The organism is Methylorubrum podarium, assembly GCF_022179745.1.
GTDB classification, from domain to species: domain Bacteria; phylum Pseudomonadota; class Alphaproteobacteria; order Rhizobiales; family Beijerinckiaceae; genus Methylobacterium; species Methylobacterium podarium.
The window spans coordinates 1-25,301 of sequence record NZ_BPRD01000095.1 but is presented as its reverse complement, the minus strand read 5'-3'; the positions used below and the strand labels follow the sequence as shown (position 1 = coordinate 25,301).

The following is a 25,301-nucleotide window of genomic DNA, read 5'->3' as shown; positions in this document are numbered from 1 at the left end:
GCACCTCGCGCAGGTCCACGGTCGAATTGCCGGGAAGAAAGGCCGCCAGCATCCTGTCCATCTGAAGTCCGCCTCGACAGCACAGTAAAGACGGCGGTCGCCCCCAGGGGCTGAGCCGCCGATGCACGAAGGTCAGGACAGGCCGTCCGGGTGGTCGGCCAGCCAAGTCTTGGCCTGTTCCGTCGTATCGAAGATGCTGATCGTCATCGGCACGATGAGCGAGGCGGCAGGCTTCTTGTCGGCGCCGTTAAGAGCCTGTTCGAGCGCCAACCTGCCGATGCCCTGGCCCGAGACGTCGGCCACAGCCTTCAGCACGGTATGGTCGGCGAGCTCCTGCGCCGCTGCGATGCTCATATCGGCGCTGAACACGACAACCTTACCGGCGAGATTGCGCTGCTTGATGCTCCTCACCGCGCCGACGCCCGCCTCGCCGCCTTCGCCGAAGAAGGCGTTGATCTCAGGATGCGCCGACATCATCTGGTCGCTGACCGAAACCGCTTGGTCGAGCACGGTGCCGCGCTGGTTCGAGACGATCGTATAGTCTGGGACCTTCGCCTTGAGGGCCTCCTCGAAACCCTCGCGACGCAGGGTGCAGACCTCCGCGAACTCGCAATTCAGGATGCCGATCTTCGGAGCCTTGATCCCGTTCTTCAGAAAATAATCGGCCGCTACCGCGCCGAGTTTGCGGCCGAACTCCTTCGGGTCCGCGACGGCATAGGCGTAGACGTATTTCTTCATCGCATTGTCGTTGATGCAGGTATTGTAACAAACGACGGGGATGCCGGCATCGTGGGCCCGGCGGATGGCGCGCACCGACCCGTCGGCCGACACGGCCGAGAGCACGATCGCCTTGGCATTGGCCGAGATCAGCCGATCGATGAAAGAGCCCTCGGCACCGGGGTCCGCTCGTGCGTTGGTCTCGAGCAGGTTGACGTCACGGCCGAGTGATTTAGCGGCATCTCGGATGCCCTTGCGCACAGCGGCGTAGAAGCCGACGTCGTCGAGGTAAATTGCCCCGATGGTCACCGGTTCAGCACGAGCCGGCGGAACGATCGCGACAGCGCTCAATGCCACGCCGGCGAGCGCGGCCAACATCCTGGAACGAAGCATCCGTTTCCCCTCCTCGGCTGTCCCGATCGGACCGTCTCTGGAAGCGGCTTCTTATCCGATCTGGCCTTATCATTGATCATATCAAATGCTCGCGTCAATCCGGAATCAGCGGAATTTGAGTTGCCGCCACGCTGTCTCGTATGATCTAATAGCGCCAACTCAAGAAGTATCCCGCGAAGACTGCGGCTGTGCGGACGCGTGTCGTGAATGCCGAGATGCGCAATTGGGTGTCGTCCGGCTCGCGACGGACGACACTGGTGTCCATGGGTGGGGCGAGGCGATACTCAAGTGGAAGACGCGCGCTGGCGTGGGTGCGATAGAGGATCTGACGCCGCTGATCCTCGGTCGCGATCCGCGCGACCTAGAGCAGGCCGTGCGCGTGATGAAGAAACAATACTTCTGGCGCCTTCTTGGCGGCCGAGTACGCGACAAGGTCGGGCCAGCGCCAACATCGCTTCGTCGCACAGCTTCACCATCATTCCAGGCTGCTTCCCTTACCCAGTCGCCAAACACGGCCTGCTCGGCCTGACGCGTGCGCTCGGCATCGATTGCGCGGCGCGCGGCGTACGGGTGAACGTGCCCGCCCCCGGCTATGTGGAAACGCAGATCGCAGTCGATTTTTGGAACACGTTTGCGGATCCGCAGGCCGAGCGACAGCGGACCTACGACCACCATCCGCCGACGCGCATCGGCAAGCCTGACGAGGTGGCGATGACGGCGGTATTCCTGGCGTCGGACGAAGCACCCTTACGCGGCATGTATCGTCATCGACGGGGGACGGTCCGTCCTATACGACGAGTAATCCGCGCGGGGTGAAGATCGGGAGCGTAATGACTGCAGAATTTAGCCGAGAACGCGCAAGTCTTCGCAGTGGGGGAGAAGTGGGCGGGAATAGTCGGCTGCACGACTCCCTAGTCAACATTCTCGGCCAGCGCATCCTCGGCGGCAGCTATAAGCCGGGAGACGTGCTGCCGCGGGAGGATGAGCTCTGCGCTGAATTCGGGGTTAGCAGGACCACGCTCCGAGAAGCCGTCAAGGTGCTGTCGGCCAAAGGACTGATCGAGGCGCGTCGACGCCTCGGTGTCCGGGTCCGACCGAGGGAGGATTGGAGCTTCCTCGACCCGGCGGTGCTCAGCTGGCATCCGGACATCCAGGCCGATGCGGAACTGATGTCGGGGTTGATCGAGGCGCGCCGCATCATCGAGCCTGCCGCGGCAGAACTGGCAGCCCGGCGCGCCACCGGCGCCGACCTTGCCGCGATCGAGTCCGCGTTCAAGGCGATGCAAGCATCCGTCCCGGATCACTTCGATGCCTATTGCAGGGCTGATCTCGCCTTCCACCGTGCCATCAACATCGCGAGCCACAACGTCGTGCTGCGCGGGATGGCCGGTTTGATGGAAGCGGCGCTGAGCGCCTCTGTCACCGTGACCAATAGCTTCATGGAGCGGCAGGCGCGGGCCCTGTCGGTGCACGAACGGGTGTTTGAAGCGATTCGGATGCGCGATACGGCCGGAGCCCGCACCGCCATGGCACGGCTTCTCGACCTTGCAGCCGAAGACCTGCACCTGACCTGAGGCTCCGATCCGGTGCTCGCCTGCGAAGCGATAGGTCGGCATGCCTTTGACGCCTACGGCAAGCGCCATCAGCGCGCCTTCGTCGGGATGATCGGCGACGTAAGTCGGATCGAGGCCATAGCGCGACGAGGGGACGAACAGGGTCGAGAGGTCCTCGCCCCCGAAGCAGCAGGTTGTCGGATTGCGGACCGGCACCGCAACGACGCGATCAAGCCGGCCATCAGGATCGAAGCGCAGGATGTGACCAGCACCGAAGCGCGCGTTCCAGAGGTAACCCTCTCGGTCGAGGCATGAACCGTCCGGGTTGCCCGGCCCCGCTGAGAACAAGCGCCGGCTATGAATCCGCCCGCTCACATCGTCACAGTTGAAGGCATACAGCTCGCCCGCGAGGGTGTCGGCGGTGATGAAGGTCCGGCCCGACCACACCGGCGTGTTCGTGATGCCGTAGCGATGCCCATGGCTCCCGCCACGGCGCCCCCGCTCCGACCTTCGCTCAGACGATCGACGATCAACTGTCGACTATAGGGCGTGGTGCGCGCATTCTGGTGGGCGTCCATCCGAGGCTCCGGGTCCGGGGTTGCAGGCGTCGCAACCACGGCCTCGCCCGGCACCCTCGGACGGACAACCTCCATAGCAATGACACCTAGGCCGGGTTCTCGACCAAGCTGCATCTGCGTGCCGAGGGCGGGGGCAAGCCGATCACGGCCATGCTGACGGCGGGCGAGCGCCACGAGCAGTTCGCCTTGGACGCTCTGATGGACAAAGGCGCGGTGCCACGCCAAGGGCGAGGCCGCCCGCGTCTGCGTCCTCGCCGGACAGCGGGAGATCGGGTTTACTCCACCCCGCCCGTGCGCCGCCGCCTCAGGCAGCGCCGGATCGAGCCGGTGATCTCGACCCGCACGGACCAGCCCCGCCAGACCGCCTTCGACAAGGCCGCGTACGGCGAGCGCAAGAAGGTCGAGCGGCTGATCGGCCGGCTCAAGCAGTATCGCCGCATCGCGACCCGCTACGAGAAACGGGCCGCCACCCACCTCGCCATGGTCACGCTTGGCATGACCATGCTCTGGCTCACATGACCGTGCGGAGACGACCTAGCCAGATCCCGGGCCTGCCGATCCCCGGCTTGGCGAGCCTCAGGCGTTTCGTTCCGACCTGACCGAACGCCCCGCCGCCGGACCTTCGCCGCGCTCCGCCCGAAACCTGTCGAGGGTCTCGCTCATGTGGTCGATCATGGCCCGATGCGCGGCCTCCGCATCTCCGGCCTCGATGTGATGGAAGATCGCGGCATGCCGCATCTGTCGCGTCCGGAGCACCGTGTCGTCCGCTTTGTCGGCTTCGCGGATCACCGCGATCGTGTCCTGCAGGAGCGCGGACCAGAAGTGGATCATCTTGATCAGAAGCGGGTTGCGGCTCGTTGCGGCGATCGCGAGGTGGAAGGCGAGGTCCTCCGCGACGCCGTCCCGCCCGGCGGCCTCCGCCTCGGCCATCGCGTCGAGCGCAGCGCGCAACCTCTCGATGTCGGCGGGCGTGCGGCGAGCGGCGGCGAGACGCGCCGTCTCGGCCTCCAGCGCGCGCCGCATCTCCAGAAGGTCGAGGAGCCCCGCGCCGTCGGGGCGCAGGTCCTCGACGCGCATGCGCAGCACCGACTGCGCCGTGGTGAAGAGCCCCTGTCCCTGTCGGCTCTCGACCAGACCGTCGGCCCTGAGGAAGGCCAGCGCCTCGCGCACCACCGGCCGGCTGACCTGCAACTGCCTCGACATCTCGGCCTCTGACGGCAGCCGCTCGCCGACCGAGAGATTCTCTCGGATCGACCTCTCGATCATGCGGATCGCGTCCTCGACGAGGCTGCTCTTCTGCGCAATCGAACGGAGCATGGCGCATCCTTCTACAACCAAGGCGTTGACAGAAGGATGTCATGTCGTAAGATGTAAGACAAGCAGCGATCGCGGCGAAGCGATGACCTGCGAAAGGGAGGGTTGGTCGCCAGATGCCGGGGTTCGAACGCGCTGCGTTCGGCCCGGCCGATGCCGTCGCGCCGGAGGCCATCGCCGCCAGGCGCGCATGCGTGAAGCCATTCTACGAAAGCATAGCCAGACCATCGGTCCCGACGTCGTCGAGCGGCTCAACGAGACGCTTGCCGCCGTCCGCAGCCCGGAGGCTCGCCCCGCCGGCATCGGACGGGGCCGAGCGAGGCGTTCCAGCCTTCCCGATCAGGAGCAGATCCCGCCGTGAAGATCACCGCCATCGAGACGATCGTCGTCAACGCCGAGATGCGCAACTGGGTGTTCGTGCGCGTCGATACCGACCAAGCCGGCCTCTACGGCTGGGGCGAGGCGACGCTGGAATGGAAGACCAAGGCGGTGGTCGGCGCGGTCGCGGATCTGGCGCCGCTCCTCATCGGCCGCGACCCGCGCGACATCGAGCAGGCCGTCCGCGTCCTGAAGAAGCATTCGTTCTGGCGGCTCGGCGCCATCGGCATGTCGGCGATCTCGGGCATCGAGCTCGCGCTGTGGGACATCTTCGGCAAGTCGCTGGGCCAGCCGGTCTGGCGCCTCCTCGGCGGCCAGGTGCGCGACCGGGTCAAGGTCTACACCCATCTCGGCCTCGGCGACATGCGGGCGGTCTACGAGACGCTGGAGCTGGAGCCCCTGGTCCAGCGCGCCTCGGAGGTGGTGGAGCAGGGCTACAACGCCTTCAAGGCCGTCTTCATTCCCTACACCCATTACCACGCGCCGCTGCCGGACGTGGACAAGGTCGGTCGCCTGATGGAGGCGCTGCGCGCCGCCGTCGGGCCGCAGGTCGAGATCATGGTCGACTTCCACGGCCGCCCCGCCTCCGCCGCCGCCGCCCTCGCCTATATCGACGCGCTCGCCCCCTTCCGCCCGATGTTCGTCGAGGAGCCCTTGCCGCCCGGCGAGACCGGCGCCCTGATCCAGGTCGCCTCGAAGGCGCGCGTGCCGATCGCCGCCGGCGAGCGGCTGGTCGACCGGCCGGAATTCGAAGACCTCTTCCGCGCGCGCGCGGTCGATGTGGTGCAGCCCGACATCTGCCATTGCGGCGGCCTTCTCGAGGCCAAGAAGATCGCCGCCATGGCCGAAGCGGTCTCGGTCGGCGTCGCCCCGCACAATCCGCTCGGGCCGATCGCCGGCGCCGCGGCCCTCCACTTCGCCGTCTCGACGCCCAACCATCTCATCCAGGAGGAGATGGTGGGCGCCGTGCCCTGGTACTTCGAGGTCGTGCGCGGGCCGATCCGGCGGGTCGACGGCTGCTGGCTTGTCCCCGAGGCGCCCGGTCTCGGCATCGAGGTGGACGAGGCGGTCGCCGCCCGCCACCCGTTCAAGCCAGAAGTCCTCCACACCACCAACGCCGTCATGCCCGACGGCACCATCGTCGACTGGTGAGCGCCATGGCGGGACGACTGGCGGACAAGGTCGCGATCGTCACCGGCGCGGGGCGCGGCATCGGCGAGGCGACGGCCCGCAGGATGGCGGCCGAAGGCGCCGCATTGGTGATCGCCGAACGCGACGCGACGACGGGCGCGGCCGTCGCCCGCGCGCTCACCGCGGCAGGCAGCCGCGCGCTCTTCGTGGAAACCGACGTCGCGGACCCCGCCTCGGTAGAGGCGATGGCGGCGCGCGCCGTCTCCACCTTCGGACGGGTCGACGTCCTCGTCGCCAATGCCGGGATCAACGTCTTCCACGAGCCGCTGGACACCAGCGACGCGGAGTGGCGGCGCTGCTTCTCGGTCGATCTCGACGGGGTCTGGCATTCGGCGAGGGCGGTGCTGCCCGGCATGCGCGCGCGCAGGGCGGGCTCGATCGTCGCGATCGCGTCCACCCATTCCTTCTCGATCATCCCCGGCTGCTTCCCCTATCCCGTCGCCAAGCACGGCCTGCTCGGCCTCGTGCGGGCGCTCGGCATCCAGTACGCGGCCGAGGGCATCCGCGTGAACGCCATCGCGCCCGGCTACATCGAGACGCAGATCGCCCTCGACTACTGGGCGGGCTTTCCCGATCCCGAAGCCGAGCGCCGCCGCGCCGCCGACCTCCATCCGCCGCGCCGGCTGGGGCGGCCGGACGAGGTCGCGATGACGGCCGTCTTCCTCGCCAGCGACGAGGCGCCCTTCATCAACGCGGCCTGCATCACGATCGATGGGGGGCGGTCGGTTCTCTACCACGACTGACGGGCCAAGCCGGCCCGTGCCGGCGGGGCGCAGGACGGCACGGCTCCGCCGCACGAGAGCCTTTTAGGGAGGACATCATGACGTTCACACGCTTTGCGTGCCTGGCTGCGGCCGTTCTCGCGGCGGGGACCGCGTCGGCCCAGGAGCCGATGAAGTTCGGCTTCATCAACAAGATGGGCGATCATCCCTGGTTCGTGCGCGAGGTCCAGGGCGCCAAGGACAAGGCCAAGGAGCTCGGCGTCGTGCTCCTGACGCAGGACGTCCAGTTCGATGCCGATCTCGCGGTCACCACCTTCGACACCTATCTCGGCGACGGCGTGAAGGGCATCGCCGTGGTCGTGCCCGACCGCGCCCTCGGCCCGGTCGTGGCGGAAAAGGCCAAGGCGGCGCATGTCGGCCTCATCGCGGTGGACGACGACATCAAGACCGCCGACGGCAAGCCGGTCCCCTATGTCGGGATGAACGCGCTGAGCATCGGCAACCAGGTCGGCAACGAGATCGCCCGCCTCGTCAAGACAGCGGGCTGGGACAAGGACGTTTCCAAGATCCGCGTCGGCTCGGTCGAGGACCAGAAGGCCGATACCTGCATGCGCCGCAACAGGGGCGCGCAGGAGACCCTGTTCAAGGCCATCCCCGCACTGAAGGACCGCATGGTCTCGATCCCCTACGACAACACGATGGTGAACGCCATCGACGTCGTCTCGACCACGCTGACGGCCAATCCGGACGCGGAGAAGTGGATCTTCTTCTCCTGCAACGACGACGGCGTGCTGGGCAGCGTGCGCGCGACCGAGAACGCGGGCATGCCCGCCACGGACGTCATCGGCGTCGGCATCGACGGCTCGCGCGCCTGCGAGGCGTTCGGCTCGGGCAAGGCGAGCGGCTTCCGCGGCACCATGTGGCTCGACAGCGCCAAGCACGGAGCGGCGGCCGTCCAGGCCCTCTACGACCAGACGCAGGGCAAACCCATGAAGGCGGACTACTACCAGGACGCGACGCTCATCAACGGGGGCAACTTCGCGGAATACAAGGGCAAGCTCGGATGCAAGTGATCACGAAGCCGGCCCCCGTCCGGTCGGGTGCGCCCGCTGGGATCATCGGCGCGACCGCAAACGTCGCGCCGTCCCGGGAGATCGTCCGGGTCGAGGGCGTCTCCAAGCGCTTCGGAGCCGTGCAGGCGCTGAACGGCGTGTCGGCCTCCTTCGCCGCGGGCGCCGTGACGGCGCTCCTCGGCGAGAACGGCGCCGGCAAGTCGACGCTCATGCGCATCCTGGAGGGCGAGCACCAGCCGGACAGCGGGCGGGTGCTCGTGGATGGTCGCCCCGTGACCCTGTCCTCGCCGCGCGTCGCGCAGGGCCTCGGCATCCGCGTCATCCACCAGGAGCCGGAGATCATCGCCGAGCTCAGCGTCGCCGAGAACATCTTCATCGGCGACCTGAAGGCCCGCGGCGGCGTGTTCATGGACCGTGCCGACCTCGCCCGGCGCACGGCGGCGCTCCTGGCGACCTTCGGCGTGGGCGACATCCTGTCGCCCACCCGCAAATGCGAGGGGCTCAGCCCGGCGCTGCGCCAGCTCATCGAGATCATGCGCGCCTTGCGCCCCGGCGCCCGGCTGCTCGCCTTCGACGAGCCGACCTCCTCGCTCACCGAGGACGAGTCGCGGCGCCTCTTCGCCGTGATCCGCCGCCTTCGCGCCGACGGCGTCGCCGTGGTCTACATCTCGCACCGGCTGCGCGAGATCCTGGACCTCGCCGACCGCTGCGTGGTGATGCGCGACGGCGCGCGCGTCGCCGACGAGCCGATCGCCGCCATGACCGAGGCCGAGATGGTCCGCCTCATGGTCGGACGGCCGGTGAGCGACCTGTTTCACCGGCGCCGGCGCGACCTCGGCCCCGAGCGCCTCGCGCTCGACACGGTGTCCACCGCGCGGATCCACGACGTCAGCCTGACCGTGCGCGCCGGGGAGATCGTCGGCATCGGCGGGCTCGTCGGCGCCGGGCGCACCGAGATCGCCCGCGCCATCGTCGGGATCGACCGGCTGACGGCCGGGCGGATGCGCGTCTCGGGCAAGGACTACGCCCCGAAGGAGCCGTCCGATTCGGTCGCGGCCGGGATCGGACTCGTGCCGGAGGACCGCAAGCAGGAGGCGCTCCTCCTCACCCAATCCATCCGCGACAACGTCAGCCTCGTCGTTCCCGACCGCGTGTCGCGCTTCGGCTTCTTCAACCGCCGGCGCGAACGCGAGCTCGTGGCCCACCATGTGGCCGAGCTGCGGGTGAAGACGCCGTCGATCGAGCAGGCGGTCGGCAAGCTGTCCGGCGGCAACCAGCAGAAGGTCGTCTTCGCCCGCTGGCAGGCGCGGGGACCGCGGATCCTGATCCTCGACGAGCCGACGCGCGGCATCGACGTCGGCGCCAAGGCCGAGATCTACCGCCTGATCGAGCATCTGGCGGACGAGGGCATGGCCATCATCCTGATCTCCTCGGAGATGCCGGAACTGCTCGGCCTGTCGGACCGGGTGCTCGTGGTGCGGGACGGCCGCGTCTCGGGCGAGTTCGGCTGGCAGGAGGCGAGCGAGGAGGCCGTCCTGGCGCTGGCGGTGCCGGCGCAGCTGACGAACGGCAGCGTGACAAAGGAATCCCATCCATGATCGCCACGGCATTCTCGGCTTCGCCTCGCGGGAGAGACGCGGCGGGGCGCCTCCTGTCGCGCATCGGCGCGCAGAACGTCAGCCTTCTCATCGCGCTGGCTGTGCTCATCGCGATCTTCGGCGGGCTGCGGCCCGACGTCTTCTTCACGCCGCGCAACCTCATCAATATCGGGCTCGCCGCCACGATCCTCGGGATCCTGGCGATGGCCCAGACGCTGGTGATCGTGTCCGGCGGCCTCGACATCTCCGTCGGCTCGATCGTCGGCCTCAGCACCATGGTGGTGGCGGTGGCGGTCCTGGCGACGGGATCGGTGACGGTCGGCATCCTCGCGGGTCTTCTGTCCGGCGTCCTGGCGGGGGCGCTGAACGGGCTCATCATCGTCTACGGTCCGGTCAACGCGGTGATCGCGACGCTCGGCACCATGTCGGCCTTCCGCGGTCTCGCCTACCTCATGAACAACGGCAATTCGATCGCCATCCAGGACGATTCCCTGCGCCAACTCGGCATCGGCACGTTCCTCGGACTCCCCTTCGCGATCTGGCTGCTTCTGGCGGTCATGGCCGCCTTCATCGTGTTCACCCGCGAAACGGTGGTCGGGCGCAACGTCTACGCGCTCGGCGGCAACCCGACCGTCGCCCGCCTCGCCGGCATTCCGATCCGCCGCTACCAGATCGGCATCTACGCCATGAGCGGCTGCGCCGCCGCGCTCGCCGGCGTGGTGCTGGCGAGCCGCACCATGTCGGGCCAGCCGGCCTCGGGCAGCCAGGGGCTGGAACTGGAGGCGATCACCGCGGCGATCCTCGGGGGCTGCGCGCTCCAGGGCGGCAAGGGCACGATCATCGGCGCCATGCTCGGCGTCCTCATCATCGGCATCCTCAACAACGGGATGATCCTGACGAGCGTGCCGACCTTCTACCAGCTGCTGGCCAAGGGCGCCCTGCTCGTTCTGGCGGTGATCGTCCAGGAGCGCCAGCGCGCCCGCTCCGGGGAATAGCCGCCGGGACGCGCCGGTCCCGGGAACCGTCCGCCCCGCGTCGCCCGGGGCGGCGTTCGTCACCGGCGAGGATGCGGTCATCGACGGCGACCGGATGGGGAGGCTCGATACCATGCATGCGATCGATCTCGACGCGGGGACGTCCACGCCGTCGCACGGCGCGAGCACACCGCTCACGGTCTGGCTGGCGGCGGCGGTGTCGGCGCTGGGCGGCCTCCTGTTCGGCTACGACTGGGTGGTGATCGGCGGGGCCAAGCCATTCTACGAAGCCGCGTTCGGGATCGTCGCCCCCGAGACGCAGGCTTGGGCGATGAGTTGCGCGCTGGTCGGATGCCTCGTCGGCGCGACCCTGTCGGGCGCGCTCAGCGACCGGTTCGGACGCAAGCCGGCGCTGATCGTCGCGGCGGTGATCTTCGCGATTTCGTCGGTCGGCACCGGGCTGGCGGGGACCTTCGACGCCTTCGTCCGGTGGCGCATCCTCGGCGGCGTCGCGATCGGCATGGCATCGGCGCTGTCGCCGATGTACATCGCCGAGATCACACCCCCCAACAGCCGGGGCAAGCTGGTCTGCTGCAACCAGATCGCCATCGTGATCGGTCTGCTCGGCGCGCAGATCGTCAACATGCTCATCGCCCGGCCGGTGCCCGCCGGGGCCGATCCGGCCGCCATCGCGGCGAGCTGGAACGGCACGACGGGCTGGCGCTGGATGTTCGCCGCCGCGGCCGTTCCCGCGGTCGCGCTCCTGATCGGCTGCTTCTTCATCCCGGAGAGTCCCCGCTGGCTGGCCCGGCGCGCGCGGTGGGAGGATGCCCGGCGCGTGCTCGCGCGGCTGGGCGGGAACGCCTATGCCGACCTCGCGCTCCAGGACATCCGCCGGGCGCTGGCCGGCGCTCCCGGTCGCAGCCTGCGGGCGATCCTGCGCGAGCCGCGGTTCCGCCGCGTGCTGCTGATCGGCATCGGCCTCGCGGTGCTCCAGCAATGGTGCGGGATCAACGTCATCTTCAACTATGCGCAGGAGATCTTCGCGTCGGCGGGTTACACCGTATCCGCCACGCTGTTCAACATCGTCATCACCGGTGCGGTGAACCTGGTCTTCACCTTGGTCGCCCTGGGGACGGTGGAGCACTGGGGCCGCCGCCGCCTTCTGCTGATCGGCTGCAGTAGCCTGGCGATCGACTATCTGCTGCTCGGTGGCGCCTATCTCCTGGATATGAAGGGCTGGCCGCTGCTGATGCTCGTCATGATCGCGATCGCCATCTACGGCATGACCCTCGCGCCGGTGACCTGGGTGGCGCTGTCGGAAATTTTTCCCGGCGAGGCGCGCGGCGCCAGCATGGCGGTGGCAACGACCGCGCTCTGGGCGGCGTGCTTCCTTCTCACCTATAGTTTTCCGCTGCTCAACGCTGCGGCGGGGACGGGACTGACCTTCTGGATGTATGCCGTGATCTGTTCGATCGGCTTCTTTTTCGTCTTCCGCACATTGCCGGAAACCAAGGGCAAATCGCTGGAGCAGATCGAGCGCGATTGGACCTGAGCCGTCCTCCGTTCGATCAGGTCGGTTCTTCCCTCCGTCCTTGCGAGACGAGAGCCATCCGGGGCGTGCCTTTCCCGGAGAGGTCCCGCCCCGGAGTGCCACGGCTTCGCCGCGCACGTTTCGCGCTTCTCCTGTCCGGGAACAGTTACCGCGGCCGGGAAAGACACCACCCGAGTCATGTTCCCGAACGGGATCGGCGTCGGCATGGATGAGCAGGCCGGGCTCGACGAAATCGACCTTTGGGTTCGTTCGGAAATCGGGACATTTCAGCAAGGCCCGGCAAGCGCCGCGATGACGGCCAACTGGAGGACGGCGGCGAAAGGCGTCTCGTCCGGCCGACCGGCGAAGAAAGCTGGCAATCACCGGCCGGTTCGTCGAAGCTGCGCCGATGAATCCGAACGTGGATGGCGCGATGGCCGGCGACGATACGGTGGAGCGCCAAGCTCCGGCGGAACGCCGGGATACGGGACGACGCCTGCGTGGGGCGGTTGCACGGCGTATCGGCGTCGCGATTCTCTCGGGTGAGTTCGCACCGGGCGAACTTCTCTCGACCGAGCAGCAGTTCGCCGACGAGCTTGCGGTATCGAGGACGGCCTATCGCGAAGCGCTCCAACAGCTGGTCGCCAAGGGACTGGTGGAAAGCCGGCCAAAGATCGGCACGCGGGTTCTTCCGCGGGAGCGTTGGAACCTGCTGGATACCGACGTGCTCGCCTGGGCCTTCGCCGGTGAGCCGGATCCCGACATCGTGCGCGGATTGTTCGAGATGCGCAGCGTCGTCGAGCCCGCCGCCGCGGCCTATGCTGCCGAACGGCGGACCCGTGAGCACGTGAAGGCGATGAGGAACGCTCTTGCCCGTATGGCGAGACACTCCTTGGCCACGGAGCAGGGCCGCGCCGCGGACCGCGACTTCCACGGAACCGTCCTGCACGCGACGGGCAATCCCGTGATGATCGCCCTGAGTTCCAGCATCGGCGCGGCCGTCAACTGGACCACCGAATTCAAGCAGCGCTCCCGCGCATTGCCACGCGATCCCGTTCCAGCGCACCGCCGCGTGCTCGATGCCATCGTCGCGGGCGATCCGGATCAGGCCCGGGCGGCGATGCACGCCCTCGTCGATCAGGGCTTGGAAGATACGCAGGGAATCGCCGAGGATTGAGCAGGACGCTCCCATCGAAATTAGTATGACTAATTAAGGGCTTCGCTTATCTCGTCGCAGGATGTGCGAGCCGAAGTTTCGCCGGGCGTTGCCGATCGGCCCCGAAACCGAAGCAGCGCGCAGTCAACGCGAGGCTACGAGCATCGGACTCCCGGCAAAGACATATCGTGCACTTCGTCAACCATCCGGCGCCGAACAGACTGTCCTGCATCATCGCCACCAGGAATCTGCTCTTTCAGGCTCATAGCGTCGTGCGCGATGGCGCTTCTGCAGCGCGGGCGGGACTTGCCGATCCGCTACGCGAGGCCGGCACCGGACCGGCTTCTCAGTGGCACGTCAGTTCGGTTTCGGCATTTTAGTACAACAAAAAGATTGACGGGCCCGTCGAGCACTGATAGATTTGCCATGTCATTGGGAACAATAAAGCGCGTGTCGTGCCGACTTATTGCTCGATGGAGCAGCGGCGCGCACTGATCGATACAGCGTAATTGTCGAGCTGTCCGATCGATCACAGATGAATAGGATGCTTTATATTTGGCGACGGTGGGCCTTCGCGCGCCGACCGATCGACCCGCTCCCGAACCGGGCGATGCTCGCATCCCGTTCTGTCGGCGATCTGGTCTCGGGCGGGGGGCATTGGGATGGGGCTTGTCTGGCAACGGCATCCGCAAGCGTGAGCGTCTTGAAGCTTTATCAAATGTCGGCGGCCGCGCTCGAATGCGTCCCTGGTAACTGAAGTATCGACGGCTCAGACGACACGAGTGCGGTCCCACAATCCTTGGTCCTGGGGGGACCCTGACCACGCTTGATGGAGGCGAGATCTTTCACGGGCGTCGGTAAGAGCGCTCAAACCGAACTCGACCGACCTGATGAAGGGGTCTTCGCGGGCTTCTTCGACATGACGGTCCGGAACGGCTTCAGCTCCAAAAAAGGTTCGCCGTCGCCGCAAACGCGTGCGGCCATCACGGCATCGCATCGGACGAAACCAGCGACACCGGCGATCTTCTGTCCGCAACGGCCAGTTCGTGGGCGGCCGGGCCGGCTCGGCAACCAACGTCGCCACCGCGCGAGAGGGCGACGACGATTGTTCAGCGCCGACCACCAGTAATGGCTTCGATTTTCCACCAGGAGAACCGTGATGACAATCAGGATCGATGGATCGGAAGAAGGCAGGACCTTCGAGGGAATTGGTGCGGTCAGTGCTGGAGCCTCGTCACGGCTTCTCATCGATTACCCGTGCGCGCAGCGAAGCGAGATATTAGACTACCTCTTCAGGCCGAACTACGGCGCATCATTTCAGCATCTGAAAGTCGAAATTGGAAGCGACGCCAATTCGACCGATGGGACGGAGCCCAGCTTCGCGAGAACGCAGGCGGAGCTTCTCAATCCTACAAGTGACAAATTCAATCGAGGCTATGAATTCTGGCTAATGAAGGAGGCGAAGACCAGGAACTGCGCCATCTATCTGGATTGTCTTGAATGGGGGGCTCCAAGGTGGATCGGCAGCATATACTCCAGTAACAACATCGACTATATGATCGCTTTCATCAAGGGCGCCAAGACATATCATCAGTTGGATATGGATTTTATCGGAATCTGGAACGAGCGCCCCAACTACTCCCCGGAAGGACTGGATTTCGTCAAGAATCTGCGGGCGGCACTCGACACCGCGAATTTGAACAGCGTCAAGATCGCCGGTGTGGATGCGGTAACGGACTGGGCGATCGCCACCTATGCCGAGAACGATCCGGCGTTGAAGGCCGCACTCGGCGCGGTCAGCGTGCACTATCCAAGTGGGTTTGGCCTGAACATCGCGAGCAGTTTGGGATACAATTACCAGGCCAACACGGTCGCGCAGGCGTCGGCGCTGCCCTTGTATTCAAGCGAAGATGGCCCGTGGACTGGAACATGGGAAGGTGCCGAAGCTATCGCACGCATCAATAACAAGAATTACATTATCAATAAGGTCGTCAAGACCGAATATTGGAGTCCGGTGTCGTCGTACTATGATGTGTTGTCGATCCCGGGCTCGGGCGTGATGTACGCGAACCAGCCTTGGTCGGGTCACTACGAGGTTCAGCCTGCCTTGTGGGCGGTCGCTCACACGACGCAATTCGCACAACCGGGCTGGAAATATGTCGATAGCGGTTGCGGTTTGCTCGGCGACGACAAGGGGAGCTATGTGACCCTCAAGTCGTCGGACGGGAGCGGCAATTACAGCATCATCATCGAGACCACGGGATTCGACCAGCCGCAGGATCTGACGTTCGAGATCGCCAACCTCAGCAATCAACCGTTACATGTATGGAAATCGAACGCGGCGGATCAATTCATCGAGCAGACGGATATCGCACTCACGGGTGGCTCTTTTTCGGTGCGGCTTGATCCCCAATCGATCTATTCGATGACCACCACGACGGGCCAATCGAAGGGCGGAGCCATTCCGCCTTCTCAGGATTTTCCACGAAATTACTCCGAAGATTTTTCCAGTTACGATGCCGGATCGACTCCGAAGTACTTTCAGGACCAAGTCGGAGCATTCGAAGTCTATCAGGCGCCGGGAGGCATCAAGACACTCCGGCAAGTCATCACGGAAAAGCCGATTATGTGGCTCAACGACGCCTGGCCGAATACCATCATAGGCGGTCAGAACCTGGTCGATTACGACGTCAGCACGGACGCGATGATCGAGAGTGACATCGGTCAGGTCGGCGTCATGGGGCGGATCAGCGCAGTGTCCGGGTACGAGCAGGGCATCGAACCGAACGGATACGCATTGTACCTCCACGAGAACGGCGCCTGGACGCTGAGAAAGCGTGGAACCACCCTCGCGGCCGGAGGGGTCCAGTTGCCGGCAGATCCTTGGCACAGTCTCAAGCTGTCGTTTGCAGGTACGAAGATCCGTGCCTTCATCGACGGCGTGGAGGTCGCCAATATCGACGACGCGACGTACTCCTCGGGACTGTTCGGGCTGGCGACGGACTGGAACATAAGCCAATTCAAGAGTCTGATCGTCAGAAGCGCGGAGTAGCCGCGAATACACCATTCGCCGATCCGACATCGCAGGGCCGCCGTCAGGTGCCGCGGCCGTCCTCATCCTCAAGGCATCGCGGATGGAGGCAGCCTGCGCGTCGATCCTGGGCCGTGCGGCGATCTCCGCTCCACGGCTTGGCGGCCGGCGTGCCGTTCTGCGAAGTCATGTGGGCCGGTGCCTGGTCATGCCGAGCGTGACCATGGCCGGATAGTCGGCCGCCCGCTTCTCGTAAGCGGGTAGCGGTGCGGCGGCAGTGCTTGAAGCGTTCGATCAGGTCGCGCGACCAGGGCTCGGAGTCCCTCCCGGCTGCGAGCCCAAATCCTGCGACGGTCGATCCGTCACCGCTCGTGCCCCGCCGTCGCGGTCGTCTCCCGCACCGGCGAGAGGAGATAGTCGATCGCCCGCCGCGTCCCGGTCCGGATCTCGACCGAGGCCGTCATGCCGGGCGTGAGCGGGACGGTCCGGCCATCCGCCGCGATCGTGCTGCGGGAGAGGGCGATCGTGACGGGAAAGACGAGGTTCTGCGTGCGCGGCGTGCCGCTCACCTGGGCCAGCCCCTGGCCGCGGCTCACCGCCAGGGGATCGGTCCCGCCGTTCGCGTCCCGCTCGTCCACCGCGTCCCGCGAAATGCGCACCACCTCGCCCTTGATCGACCCGTAGCGGGTGAAGGGAAAGGCGTCGATCTTCACCACCGCTTCCTGGCCCGGGGCGACGAAGCCGATATCCTTGTTCTGGACGAGCGCCTCGACCTCGATCGGTCCGTCGTTCGGCACCACCACGAGAAGCGGCTGTCCGGCCGCCACCACCTGTCCGAGGGTGGTCACGGCGAGTTGCTGCACCGTTCCCGAGGTCGGCGCGGTGAGCCGCGTGCGATCGCGCTTGAGCGTCGCCTTGATCACCTCCTGATGCAGGTCGTCCCGCTTCTGGGCGGCCTCGGTGAGCAGTTGCTGTTGCCGGGCGACGGTCTCGCTCGCCGCCTGCGCGATCCGGCGCCGGAGGGACAGAACCGCCGCCTGGGCTTCGGCGAGCTGGCCGCGGTCGTAGGCGAGGTCGGCCGCCGTCTGCTCGACCTGCTGCAGGGCGTCGATCACCGCGGCGCGCGTGCCGGCGGACCGGGCGACCAGCGTCTCGCGCATCTCGGCCCGCTCCGTCAGCACGGCCTGGAGACGCTCGCGGGCCGCGATGGTGGCGGCCAGGCGCTTCTGCATCGCCTCCTTCTCGTCGATCTGGGCGGACAGGGCGTCGCGGGCGGTGAGGAACTGGCCGATCTCCGCCAGCATCGCGGCCCGCTCGCGGGCCTGGATCGCCGGCGGGATCCAATCGGGAAAAGCCGCATCGTCCGCCCAGCGGCCGGCCTCGACCGCATCGATCGTGGCGCGGCGGCGCAGCACCTGCGCCTCCAGCGCGGCGAGATCGCCGCGGCGGGCCGTGAGATCCGCCTCGGCCTCGGTCGGGTCCAGCTCGATCAGGAGGTCCCCCTCGCGCACCCGGGCGCCGTTCTCCACATGCACGGCCCAGACCTTGCCGGTCTCGAGCGGCTGCACGACCTTCGAGCGGCCGCTCGGCTGGACGCGACCGTTCGCGACCGCGTGGATGTCGAGTTCGGCGAGGACGCTCCAGCCGAGGACCGCCGCGAACATCAGGCAGATCGTCCAGGTGAAGGCCGTCGCCTTCGGGGAGGACGGCGTGTCCAGGATCTCGAGATGCGCCGGCAGGAACGCGTGATCCTCGCGGATGACGGCCAGGGCGCGCATGCGGGCGAGGGCCCGGCGCGGCGAGAGGGGCCGGGCGGCCACCAGCGCCGACAGGCGGCCCGCCAGGGCGGCCCGCCTGCCCGGGGCGCCGGAACGGGGATCGGGTCTCGCGCTCATGCCGCGGCTCCCCGCTCGGATCCGTGCTCGGTCTGCATGCGCCACAGGCGCCCGTAAAGGGAGGTCGGGCGGTCGAGCAGTTCGCGGTGGGTGCCGTCCTCGACGATCTGTCCGTCCTGCAGCGCGACGATGCGGTCGCAGCCGCGCACCGCGGCGAGCCGGTGGGCGATGATCACCACGGTGCGGCCGCGCACGATCTGCCGCATGTTCTCCTGGACGATGCGCTCGCTCTCGTAGTCGAGGGCCGAGGTCGCCTCGTCGAGGATCAGGATGCGCGGGTTGGTGGCGAGCGCCCGCGCGATGGCGAGACGCTGGCGCTGGCCGCCCGACAGGTTGGCGCCGCGCTCCTCGATCGGCGTGTCGTAGCCGAGCGGCAGCCGGCCGATGAACTCGTCGGCGCCGGCGAGCCGCGCGACCTGGATCGCCTCCGCCCGCGACAGGCCCGGATTGGCCAGGGCGATGTTCTCGAACACCGTTCTGTTGAACAGCAGGTTCTCCTGCAGCACGACGCCGATCTGGCGCCGCAGCCACGCGGGATCGACCTGCGCGATGTCGATGCCGTCGATCAGCACCTGCCCCTTCTCGGGCAGGTAGAGCCGCTGCAGCAGTTTGGCGACGGTCGACTTGCCGGACCCCGAGGGACCGACGATGCCGAGCACCTGGCCGGCCGGGACGTCGAGCGAGACGCCCTTGAGCACCTCCAGGGCGCCGGGCTGGTAGCGGAATCCCACGTTGCGCAGGGTGATGCCGCCCCTGGCCGGCGGCAGGTGGGCCTGCCCCATCGGGACCGTCTCCGGCGGGCAGTTCAGGACGTCGCCGAGACGTTCGATCGACACCTTGACCTGCTGGAAATCCTGCCAGAGCTGCGACAGGCGCAGGATCGGCCCCGTCACCTGTCCCATGATCATGTTGAAGGCGATCAGGCCGCCGACCGTCAGGTCGCCGTTCATGACGGCGCAGGCGCCGAGGAACAGCACCAGCGCGGTGACGACCTTGCTGATGTACTGGATCGCGTTCTGGCCGATGCTGGCGACGATGCCCGCGACGAACGAGGTCCTGACGTAGGCGGCGAGCCTCTCCTCCCACTGCACCCGCAGGGTCGGCTCGACGGCGAGCGCCTTGATGGTGTGGATGCCGACGACCGATTCGATCAGGAACTGGTTCGACAGGGCCGAGCAGTTGAACCTCTCGACGGTCTTCTCTTGGAGGACCGGCCGCAGGACCACCGCCACTGCGCCGTAGCAGGGGATCGACAGCGTGACGACGAGCGCCAGCGGCGGGGAGTACAGGTACAGCACCGCCAGGAAGAGCAGCGTGAACGGGACGTCGATCGCCGCGGTGAGGGCCTGCCCGGTGAGGAAGCCGCGGATCGTCTCCAGCTCGCGCACCCGCGCGACCGTCTGTCCGGCGGCCCGCGTCTCGAAATAGCCGAGCGGCAGGCGCATCAGGTGCTCGAACAGCCGCGCGCCGAGCTCGACGTCGATGCGGCTCGTGGTGTGGGTGAGGATGTAGCTGCGCAGGTGCTGCAGCACCACGTGGAACAGTCCGAGCACCGCGAGGCCGACCGCGACCAGCGTCAGGGTGGAGTAGCCCTTGTGGACGAGCACCTTGTCGATGGTGATCTGGAAGAAGATCGGCGTGATCAGCGCGCAGATCTGGATGAAGAGGGAGGCGACCAGGACCGTGGCGAGCGGCCGGCGGTAGCGCCAGACCGAGGGCACGAACCAGCTCAGCCCGAAATGCCGCAGGGCGTTCTGGAGGTTGGCCCGGCGCGCGACGAGGACGATCGTGCCGGTCCAGCGCGCCATCACCGCCTCGGCCGGAACATGCTCGGCCGTCCCGGCGGCGGCGTCGACGATCCGGAAGCGGCCGTCGTCGAGACGGCGGCCGAGGACCACGAAGCGGTCGTCGTCGAACGCCAGGATCGCCGGCAGGGGGATTTCGTTCAGGCGTTCCGGCCCCTGCCGCTCGAGCAGGCGGGCTTTCAGCTTGAGCCTGCGCGCGCCGCGCACGAGGTCGGCCGCCTGGGCCGCCGCCGCACCGAGACCGAGTTCGTGCCGCAGCTGGGCGGCTTCGCAGGCGACGTGATGGTAGGAGGCAAGCAGGGCGAGCGCGCTCAGGCCGGCGTCGGAGCCGGTCTCGGGAAGCGGTCCGGCCTGATCCTGTCCGGCGGGAGGCCGTTCCGGCTCCGCCGGGTGCCGTGCCGGCTCGGGATCGGCACGAAAGGTGGCCAACTTCACACTCATCGGGGATCCGCCTTCGGCATGTGCGGCCGGAGCACCCGCCAGCGCGGCGGGCACGGCATGGGATGAGACGCGTTCGGGACGGGCGAAGACGGGAAGCCGATCGCGGTTGGGGGGCGGCTCACGCGGGCAATCCGGCCGGTCTCGCCTCTTCCGGACGGCTCAGGTCGTGGTCACGCCGAGCGCGCCCGGATGCGCGCTGGGCACGGCCAATGCGTTCGCATCCGGATGATCCGCGTACCAGGCCGTGCGCTCCGCCAGGGTTCCCGCTCCCAGCTCGGCGATCAGCGCGCCCGGACCGGTCGCCCGCCACGCATCCGCGTAAACGCCTTCGATGAGGGCCTGTGCGTGGTCGTGGAGGCGCGTCCCGTCGCGCAGCGCGAGATCGTTGGACCTGTCGCCGTCGAGATTGCCCAGAAGTCCCTCGAAGCTGCCGTCGGCACGGCCGGCCCCGGGCGCGACGTCGATGTCCATGTACGTGCCGTGGCCGATCACGCCGATGCCGTCTCCCGCTCCGGTGACGAGGCGGTAGGCCTCGTCCGCCGAGCGGGTCACGACGAGGTCGCCGAACGCCGCCCGCGCGCCGACGTCGAGCTTCAGCAGCTTGCCGTCGACCTCGATCGCGTTGGGCCGCGCCTCGTCGAACAGGACGTCGTGCCCGCCCGAGCGGACGCTGACGGCGGTGAGGAAGCTCACGCCTCCGGTCCCCTCGGCCCGCCCCTGGATCTCGAGGGCGGCTCCGCTGACGGCGTGGGTGATGACGAAGTCGCCGGTGGCCTGGAGGTCGTAGCGCAGCCCGTCGAACGTGTAGTAGTGCACGTCGCCCCAGCCGCCGCCGGAGGGCGCCGGCAGGATGGAGAAGCTCAGCGTCTTGGGCGTCGGATCGAGGTCGATTCCGCCGTTGGCCGTGCCGCCATCGTCCTGAACCTGGAAGGTGAGGCCGGTCTGCCCCCCGCCCGTGCCGCCGGCCTGCGGCAGGAACCGGAGCTTTCCGGCGGCCAGATCCGCCGCGGCGATGCTCTGGCCCGCCGAAACGGCCACGCCGTCGAGGGTCAGGCTCCCGGAGGTCGGCAGCGTGTCGATCACCACCGCCTTCAGGCCGTTGGCCGGTCCGTCCTTCGGGTCGGTGAAGCCGAAATCGTCCGCCGTGATCGTGACGCCCGCATCCGCGCGCAGCGTGATCGTCTTGTCCGTGCCCGTCGGCGCATCGTTGACCGGAACCGGGATGACTTGCGTTGTGACCGGCACGGAAGCGAGGCTGCCGTCGTTCAGGGTCAGGCTGACGGTGCGCGCCGCCGTGTCCGGCGTGTCCGAGCCGTTGAGGTAGCTCACCGAACGGAGCGCGGCCTGCCACTGCGCCAGGGTCGAGCCGCCCGCCGAGAAGAGCTGGAGGACACCGGAGCCGGCATCGAAGCTTCCCTGGATATCGCCGTAGAGGGCGGTGTCGGGCGCGAAAGCGAGGCTGTCCTGACCGCGCACGTAGTGGCCCGAGATCGCCATCGTCGCGGTCGCGAGCGTCTTCGAATCCGGATCCTGCACCGTGAGGCCGCCATCGACAGGAGTCTGAACCTGCTCCGGGGCGTTCACGGGGCCGCTCGGCATCGTGGCGGTCGGGGCGTCGTCCACCGCGACGACGGTGACGGTCGAGGCGATCGCCGGGGCGGAGGTGTCCTGGCCGCCGCCGCTGTCGGTCATGCCGGTCAGCGTGACGGTGCGGGTGCCCGCGGTCGGGTCGTCGATCCGGGTGTCCCGGTAGCCGAGCCCCGTCACGATCTCTGCGGCGACGGCTCCGTCGACGCCCGCCGTGCCGGTGAGCGCGATCGTGGCGGTGTCGCCCGACAGGCTGACCGCGTAGCTCAGGCCGTGGCCGGCGGTGACGCCCTGGGCGGCCGCGCCGAGCCGGAGGTCGGTGCCGTCCAGAGTGAGAACCTCGTCGGCCCCGTCCCTGAGACCGCCGACGGTGAGGGTGAGGCCGGTGATGGTCTGCCCGGCCTCGACCGTGCTCACGCTCGCGGCGGCGAAGGGCGCGACCGCGCTGCCCTGCACACCCGGTCCCGCCCCCTCCGTGAAGGTCGGGTTGGCCGGCGTCGCCGACAGCACCGGCGGGTCGTTGACCGCGGCGACGGTCACCGTCACCGTGGCGGCGGTGCTCGTCCCGCCGACGCCGTCGCCGACGGTCACCGCGACGCTGCGCGGTGCCGTGCCGGGATCCGCCGCGTTGGTGTTCCGGTAGACGAGCGACCGGAGGAGAGCCTGCACCCGGGCCGGCGTCGCGTCGGAATCGAGGTTCACGGCGAGGGGATCGCCGCCGCTGCCCGTCTTCGCGATCGTCCCGACGACGACGCCGTCGACGGACACGCCGCTGCCGACCTGCGTGCCGTTCGAGAGCGCGACACCGCCGCCGAAACCGAGAACGTCCTCGCCAGGAATGCCGTTGGCGGTGATCTGCGCCGTCAGGGTGCCGCCGCCGAAATTCGGCGCGTTGTCGTCGCTGACGGTCGCGTCCAGCCCGGCATCGAGCGCGACGGGCGGACCGTCCTCCGCGAAGGTGCCGCTGTCGCCGGAGAGATGGTCGATCCGGACCTCCAGCGGAGGCAGGGTGAGGTCGATGAGGGTGACGCTGGAGCCGGTGGCGGCGCGCTGGTAGGCGATGCGGTACTGGTGGCCGTCGTCGGTGAAGGTGGTGCCGTCGGCGAGATCCGTGGTGCCGCCCGCATCGGTGAAGTCGCCGGTGAGGTCGCCCGTGGCGGTCAGGACGGTGATGCGGCGGCCTTGGGCCTGGCCGGCGGCGCGGGCGACGTCGAGCCGGGCGCCGGGGGCGAGGGTGACCGCGCCCTGCACCGCCAGCGTGTCGGCCTTTCCGACGGCGTCGATATCCTCTTGCAGGGTGGCGCCGGCCTGAAGGGTGAGGGCGCCGGTGGTGAGGGTGCCGGTGCCGATGCCGGCATCGCCCGCCGAGAGCAGGCCGGCGCTGGTGAGGCTGCCGGCGACGGTCCCGCTGCCGCCGAGCCGCGCCCCGGAGGCGACGGTGACGGCGGAGGCGGCGGCGAGGCTGCCGTCGACGAGGAGCGTGCCGGCCTGCACGGCGGTGGCGCCGGTATAGGTCTCGGCGCCCGACAGCGTCAGGACGCCGCCTCCGGACAGCGTCAGGCCGCCGACGCCGCCCGCGAGCGGGGCGGCGATCGCGGTCTGCGTGCCCGCCGCGGCCTCGATCTGGAGGCTCTGATCCGCGACGGTCAGCGCGGCCCCGCCGACCTGGTAGCCGCTCGACAGGAAGCGCAGCCGGCTGGCCGAGACGGCCCCCGCCGTGGCATCGACCGTGACGGTCCCCGCCGGCCCGGAGAACGCGGCGATCCGGCCGTTCCAGCCGTCGTTGATGAGGCCGTCGGCCCGGGTCCAGTTCTCGTTTCCGGGTGAGGCCGACCAGGTTCCGCCGCCGCCGCCGGCGAAACCGTCGGCCATGGCGGTGGTCCCGTCCCAGTTCTGCTCGTCCGGGATCGGCGACTGCACCTTGAGGACGAGGAACTCGGTCTTGCGCTGCTGCGGGCGGGCGTTGCTGTCGGAGACCAGGACGAGGCTCGCATGTCCGTCCGGCAGGGTCGGGCCCGAACTCATGCCCTCGATGTTGTCGATCTTCGTGTCGTAGGTGTTCAGGGTGCCCGCGAGGCTCTGCGAATCGAAGATCAGCTGCTTCGTCACGGGCTGGACGCTCGGATCGCCCTGGACGAGATTGGTCGTGGCGGCGACGTCGGTCGCGCCGGCGAGATCGATCCGGTAGATTCGGATCGAGTTGTGCGAGACCCCGGTCGGGGCGACGTTGGCGCCGATCCCGTCCCAGGCGCGCTCCAGCACCAGGAAGCTCGTGTTCGTGAGGGCGAGGAGTTCGGACGCGCCGTTGTTGCCGACCCCGGCGCCCGGCGGGTTCGCGATCGTCCGGCCGCCGTTGGCGACGACCTTCACGGTATCGAGCGGATAGGCGTATTGCGCGACGACGGACCCGTCGCGGTTCAGGTGCGTGATGCGCGTCAGGTTCGTGGAATCGCCTTGGAGCGCATCCTCGCGGATGACCCAGAGGCCGCCGTCGGGCGTGAAGGTGAGGCCTTCGAGACCGTAATTGTCGGTGCCGGGGGCGAAGCGCCCGTTCACGGTCGCGGGCAGCGTCAGCTGGTCCCGGGTCACGCCGTCCTGGTGGACATGGTAGATCGTGTGCGGGGTTTCCGAGGTGAGCCAGACGCCGTCGCCCGTCGGATCACGGCGGATCGATTCCAGGCTGTTCGTTGCCGGCGTCCAGCCGGGAACGTCGAGCGGCGTCACGCCGACGAACTGAACCGTGTAGCCCGGCTGGTCCTCCGCTAAGACGGGCTTCAGGGTGAAATAGGGCGGCGTCGTCCGCGAGTCCGGACCGCCGCCGCCATAGGCGTTGTCGCGCTCCGTGATGAACGTGTTGCTGACCGGGTCGTAGTCGATGCCCGACAGGCCGTCGATCTGCCAGCCGTTGTACCGTTGGCCGACCGGGAACGTCTGCTGGCTCAGATAGCTCGTGCCGGAGATCGCCGCGAAGTCCGCGCGGCGGCTGGCTTCGAGATCGGCGGGGGAGGGCTGTGCCGAGAGGTCGGTGAGGGTGACGCTGGAGCCGGTGGCGGCGCGCTGGTAGGCGATGCGGTACCGGCGGCCGTCATCGGTGAACGTGGCGCCGTCGGCGAGATCCGTGGTGCCGCCCGCATCGGTGAAATCGCCGGTGAGGTCGCCCGTGGCGGTCAGGACGGTGATGCGGCGGCCCTGGGTCTGGCCGGCGGCATGGGCGATGTCGAGCCGGGCGCCGGGGGCGAGGGTGACCGCGCCCTGCACCGCCAGCGTGTCGGCCTTGCCGGTGGCGTCGATGTCCTCGTGAAGGGTGGCGCCGGCCTGGAGGGTGAGGGTGCCGGTGGTGAGCGTGCCGGTGCCGATGCCG

At 68.1% G+C, this 25,301-nt stretch carries 17 protein-coding genes and 2 pseudogenes; 13 read left to right on the top strand and 6 right to left on the bottom strand.

Translation table 11 applies throughout. From position 1 onward, the window contains the following. Positions 1-132: 132 nt before the first annotated feature. Positions 133-1,110 carry a substrate-binding domain-containing protein gene (locus MFF42_RS05035; protein WP_238254781.1) on the bottom strand — a complete coding sequence of 326 codons (978 nt, stop codon included), beginning with the start codon at positions 1,108-1,110 and terminating at the stop codon, positions 133-135. Between the two features lie 85 nt (positions 1,111-1,195). On the opposite strand from MFF42_RS05035, the gene MFF42_RS05030 reads away from it, so the two are divergent. The 4 genes from MFF42_RS05030 to MFF42_RS05015 are packed head-to-tail and all read left to right on the top strand — an operon-like array spanning position 1,196 to position 2,978. After that, on the top strand, positions 1,196-1,639 hold the full coding sequence (locus tag MFF42_RS05030; protein WP_238254780.1) for a hypothetical protein: 444 nt from the start codon (positions 1,196-1,198) through the stop codon (positions 1,637-1,639). Continuing rightward, positions 1,561-1,926 carry an SDR family oxidoreductase gene (locus MFF42_RS05025; RefSeq protein WP_238254783.1) on the top strand — a complete coding sequence of 122 codons (366 nt, stop codon included), beginning with the start codon at positions 1,561-1,563 and terminating at the stop codon, positions 1,924-1,926. Before MFF42_RS05030 ends, MFF42_RS05025 begins: the two co-directional genes overlap by 79 nt. Positions 1,927-1,940: 14 nt before the next feature. Beyond that, positions 1,941-2,684, top strand: a complete 744-nt coding sequence (locus MFF42_RS05020; protein ID WP_238254779.1) for a FadR/GntR family transcriptional regulator — start codon at positions 1,941-1,943, stop codon at positions 2,682-2,684. A 12-nt stretch (positions 2,685-2,696) separates the two neighbouring features. Next, positions 2,697-2,978 carry a hypothetical protein gene (locus MFF42_RS05015; RefSeq protein ID WP_238254778.1) on the top strand — a complete coding sequence of 94 codons (282 nt, stop codon included), beginning with the start codon at positions 2,697-2,699 and terminating at the stop codon, positions 2,976-2,978. Here the strand turns inward: MFF42_RS05015 and MFF42_RS26525 are convergent. Beyond that, a pseudogene (locus MFF42_RS26525) lies at positions 2,868-3,110 on the bottom strand (SMP-30/gluconolactonase/LRE family protein); the annotation flags it as partial. The gene MFF42_RS05015 and the pseudogene MFF42_RS26525 overlap by 111 nt on opposite strands. Before the next feature lie 224 nt (positions 3,111-3,334). On the opposite strand from MFF42_RS26525, the pseudogene MFF42_RS05010 reads away from it, so the two are divergent. Beyond that, a pseudogene (locus tag MFF42_RS05010) lies at positions 3,335-3,760 on the top strand (IS5 family transposase); the annotation flags it as partial. 57 nt (positions 3,761-3,817) lie between these two features. On the opposite strand, the gene MFF42_RS05005 reads toward MFF42_RS05010, so the two are convergent. Then, complete coding sequence (locus tag MFF42_RS05005; RefSeq protein ID WP_238254777.1) at positions 3,818-4,558, bottom strand: FadR/GntR family transcriptional regulator; 741 nt, start codon at positions 4,556-4,558, stop codon at positions 3,818-3,820. Between the two features lie 354 nt (positions 4,559-4,912). Between MFF42_RS05005 and dgoD the strand changes: the two genes are divergently transcribed. From dgoD to MFF42_RS04965, 8 genes are all read left to right on the top strand, one after another. Continuing rightward, positions 4,913-6,085 (top strand): galactonate dehydratase, encoded by a 1,173-nt coding sequence (gene dgoD / locus MFF42_RS05000; RefSeq protein WP_238254776.1) that lies wholly within the window; start codon positions 4,913-4,915, stop codon positions 6,083-6,085. 5 nt (positions 6,086-6,090) lie between these two features. After that, on the top strand, positions 6,091-6,867 hold the full coding sequence (locus MFF42_RS04995; protein WP_238254775.1) for an SDR family oxidoreductase: 777 nt from the start codon (positions 6,091-6,093) through the stop codon (positions 6,865-6,867). A gap of 77 nt (positions 6,868-6,944) precedes the next feature. Continuing rightward, entirely contained in the window at positions 6,945-7,919 is a 975-nt protein-coding gene (locus MFF42_RS04990) for a substrate-binding domain-containing protein (protein WP_238254774.1), read from the top strand. After that, positions 7,910-9,517, top strand: coding sequence for a sugar ABC transporter ATP-binding protein (locus MFF42_RS04985; protein ID WP_238254773.1), 1,608 nt, complete (start codon positions 7,910-7,912; stop codon positions 9,515-9,517). Before MFF42_RS04990 ends, MFF42_RS04985 begins: the two co-directional genes overlap by 10 nt. Then, positions 9,514-10,512 (top strand): ABC transporter permease, encoded by a 999-nt coding sequence (locus tag MFF42_RS04980; protein WP_238254772.1) that lies wholly within the window; start codon positions 9,514-9,516, stop codon positions 10,510-10,512. The genes MFF42_RS04985 and MFF42_RS04980 overlap by 4 nt, the downstream gene beginning before the upstream one ends. A gap of 112 nt (positions 10,513-10,624) precedes the next feature. After that, positions 10,625-12,046 carry a sugar porter family MFS transporter gene (locus tag MFF42_RS04975; protein ID WP_238254771.1) on the top strand — a complete coding sequence of 474 codons (1,422 nt, stop codon included), beginning with the start codon at positions 10,625-10,627 and terminating at the stop codon, positions 12,044-12,046. A gap of 388 nt (positions 12,047-12,434) precedes the next feature. Continuing rightward, positions 12,435-13,202 (top strand): FadR/GntR family transcriptional regulator, encoded by a 768-nt coding sequence (locus tag MFF42_RS04970; protein WP_238254770.1) that lies wholly within the window; start codon positions 12,435-12,437, stop codon positions 13,200-13,202. A 1,138-nt stretch (positions 13,203-14,340) separates the two neighbouring features. Beyond that, positions 14,341-16,233, top strand: coding sequence for a 3-keto-alpha-glucoside-1,2-lyase-like domain-containing protein (locus tag MFF42_RS04965; protein WP_238254769.1), 1,893 nt, complete (start codon positions 14,341-14,343; stop codon positions 16,231-16,233). 341 nt (positions 16,234-16,574) lie between these two features. On the opposite strand, the gene MFF42_RS04960 is transcribed toward MFF42_RS04965, so the two are convergent. From MFF42_RS04960 to MFF42_RS26345, 3 genes are all read right to left on the bottom strand, one after another. Further along, entirely contained in the window at positions 16,575-18,107 is a 1,533-nt protein-coding gene (locus MFF42_RS04960; RefSeq protein WP_238254768.1) for an HlyD family type I secretion periplasmic adaptor subunit, read from the bottom strand. After that, the gene (locus MFF42_RS04955; RefSeq protein ID WP_238254767.1) at positions 18,104-20,353 is read right to left on the bottom strand and encodes a type I secretion system permease/ATPase; all 2,250 of its coding nucleotides are present in this window, start codon (positions 20,351-20,353) and stop codon (positions 18,104-18,106) included. Before MFF42_RS04955 ends, MFF42_RS04960 begins: the two co-directional genes overlap by 4 nt. A gap of 159 nt (positions 20,354-20,512) precedes the next feature. Then, on the bottom strand, positions 20,513-25,301 hold a 4,789-nt coding region (locus MFF42_RS26345; RefSeq protein ID WP_283206854.1), incomplete at its 5' end, for an esterase-like activity of phytase family protein.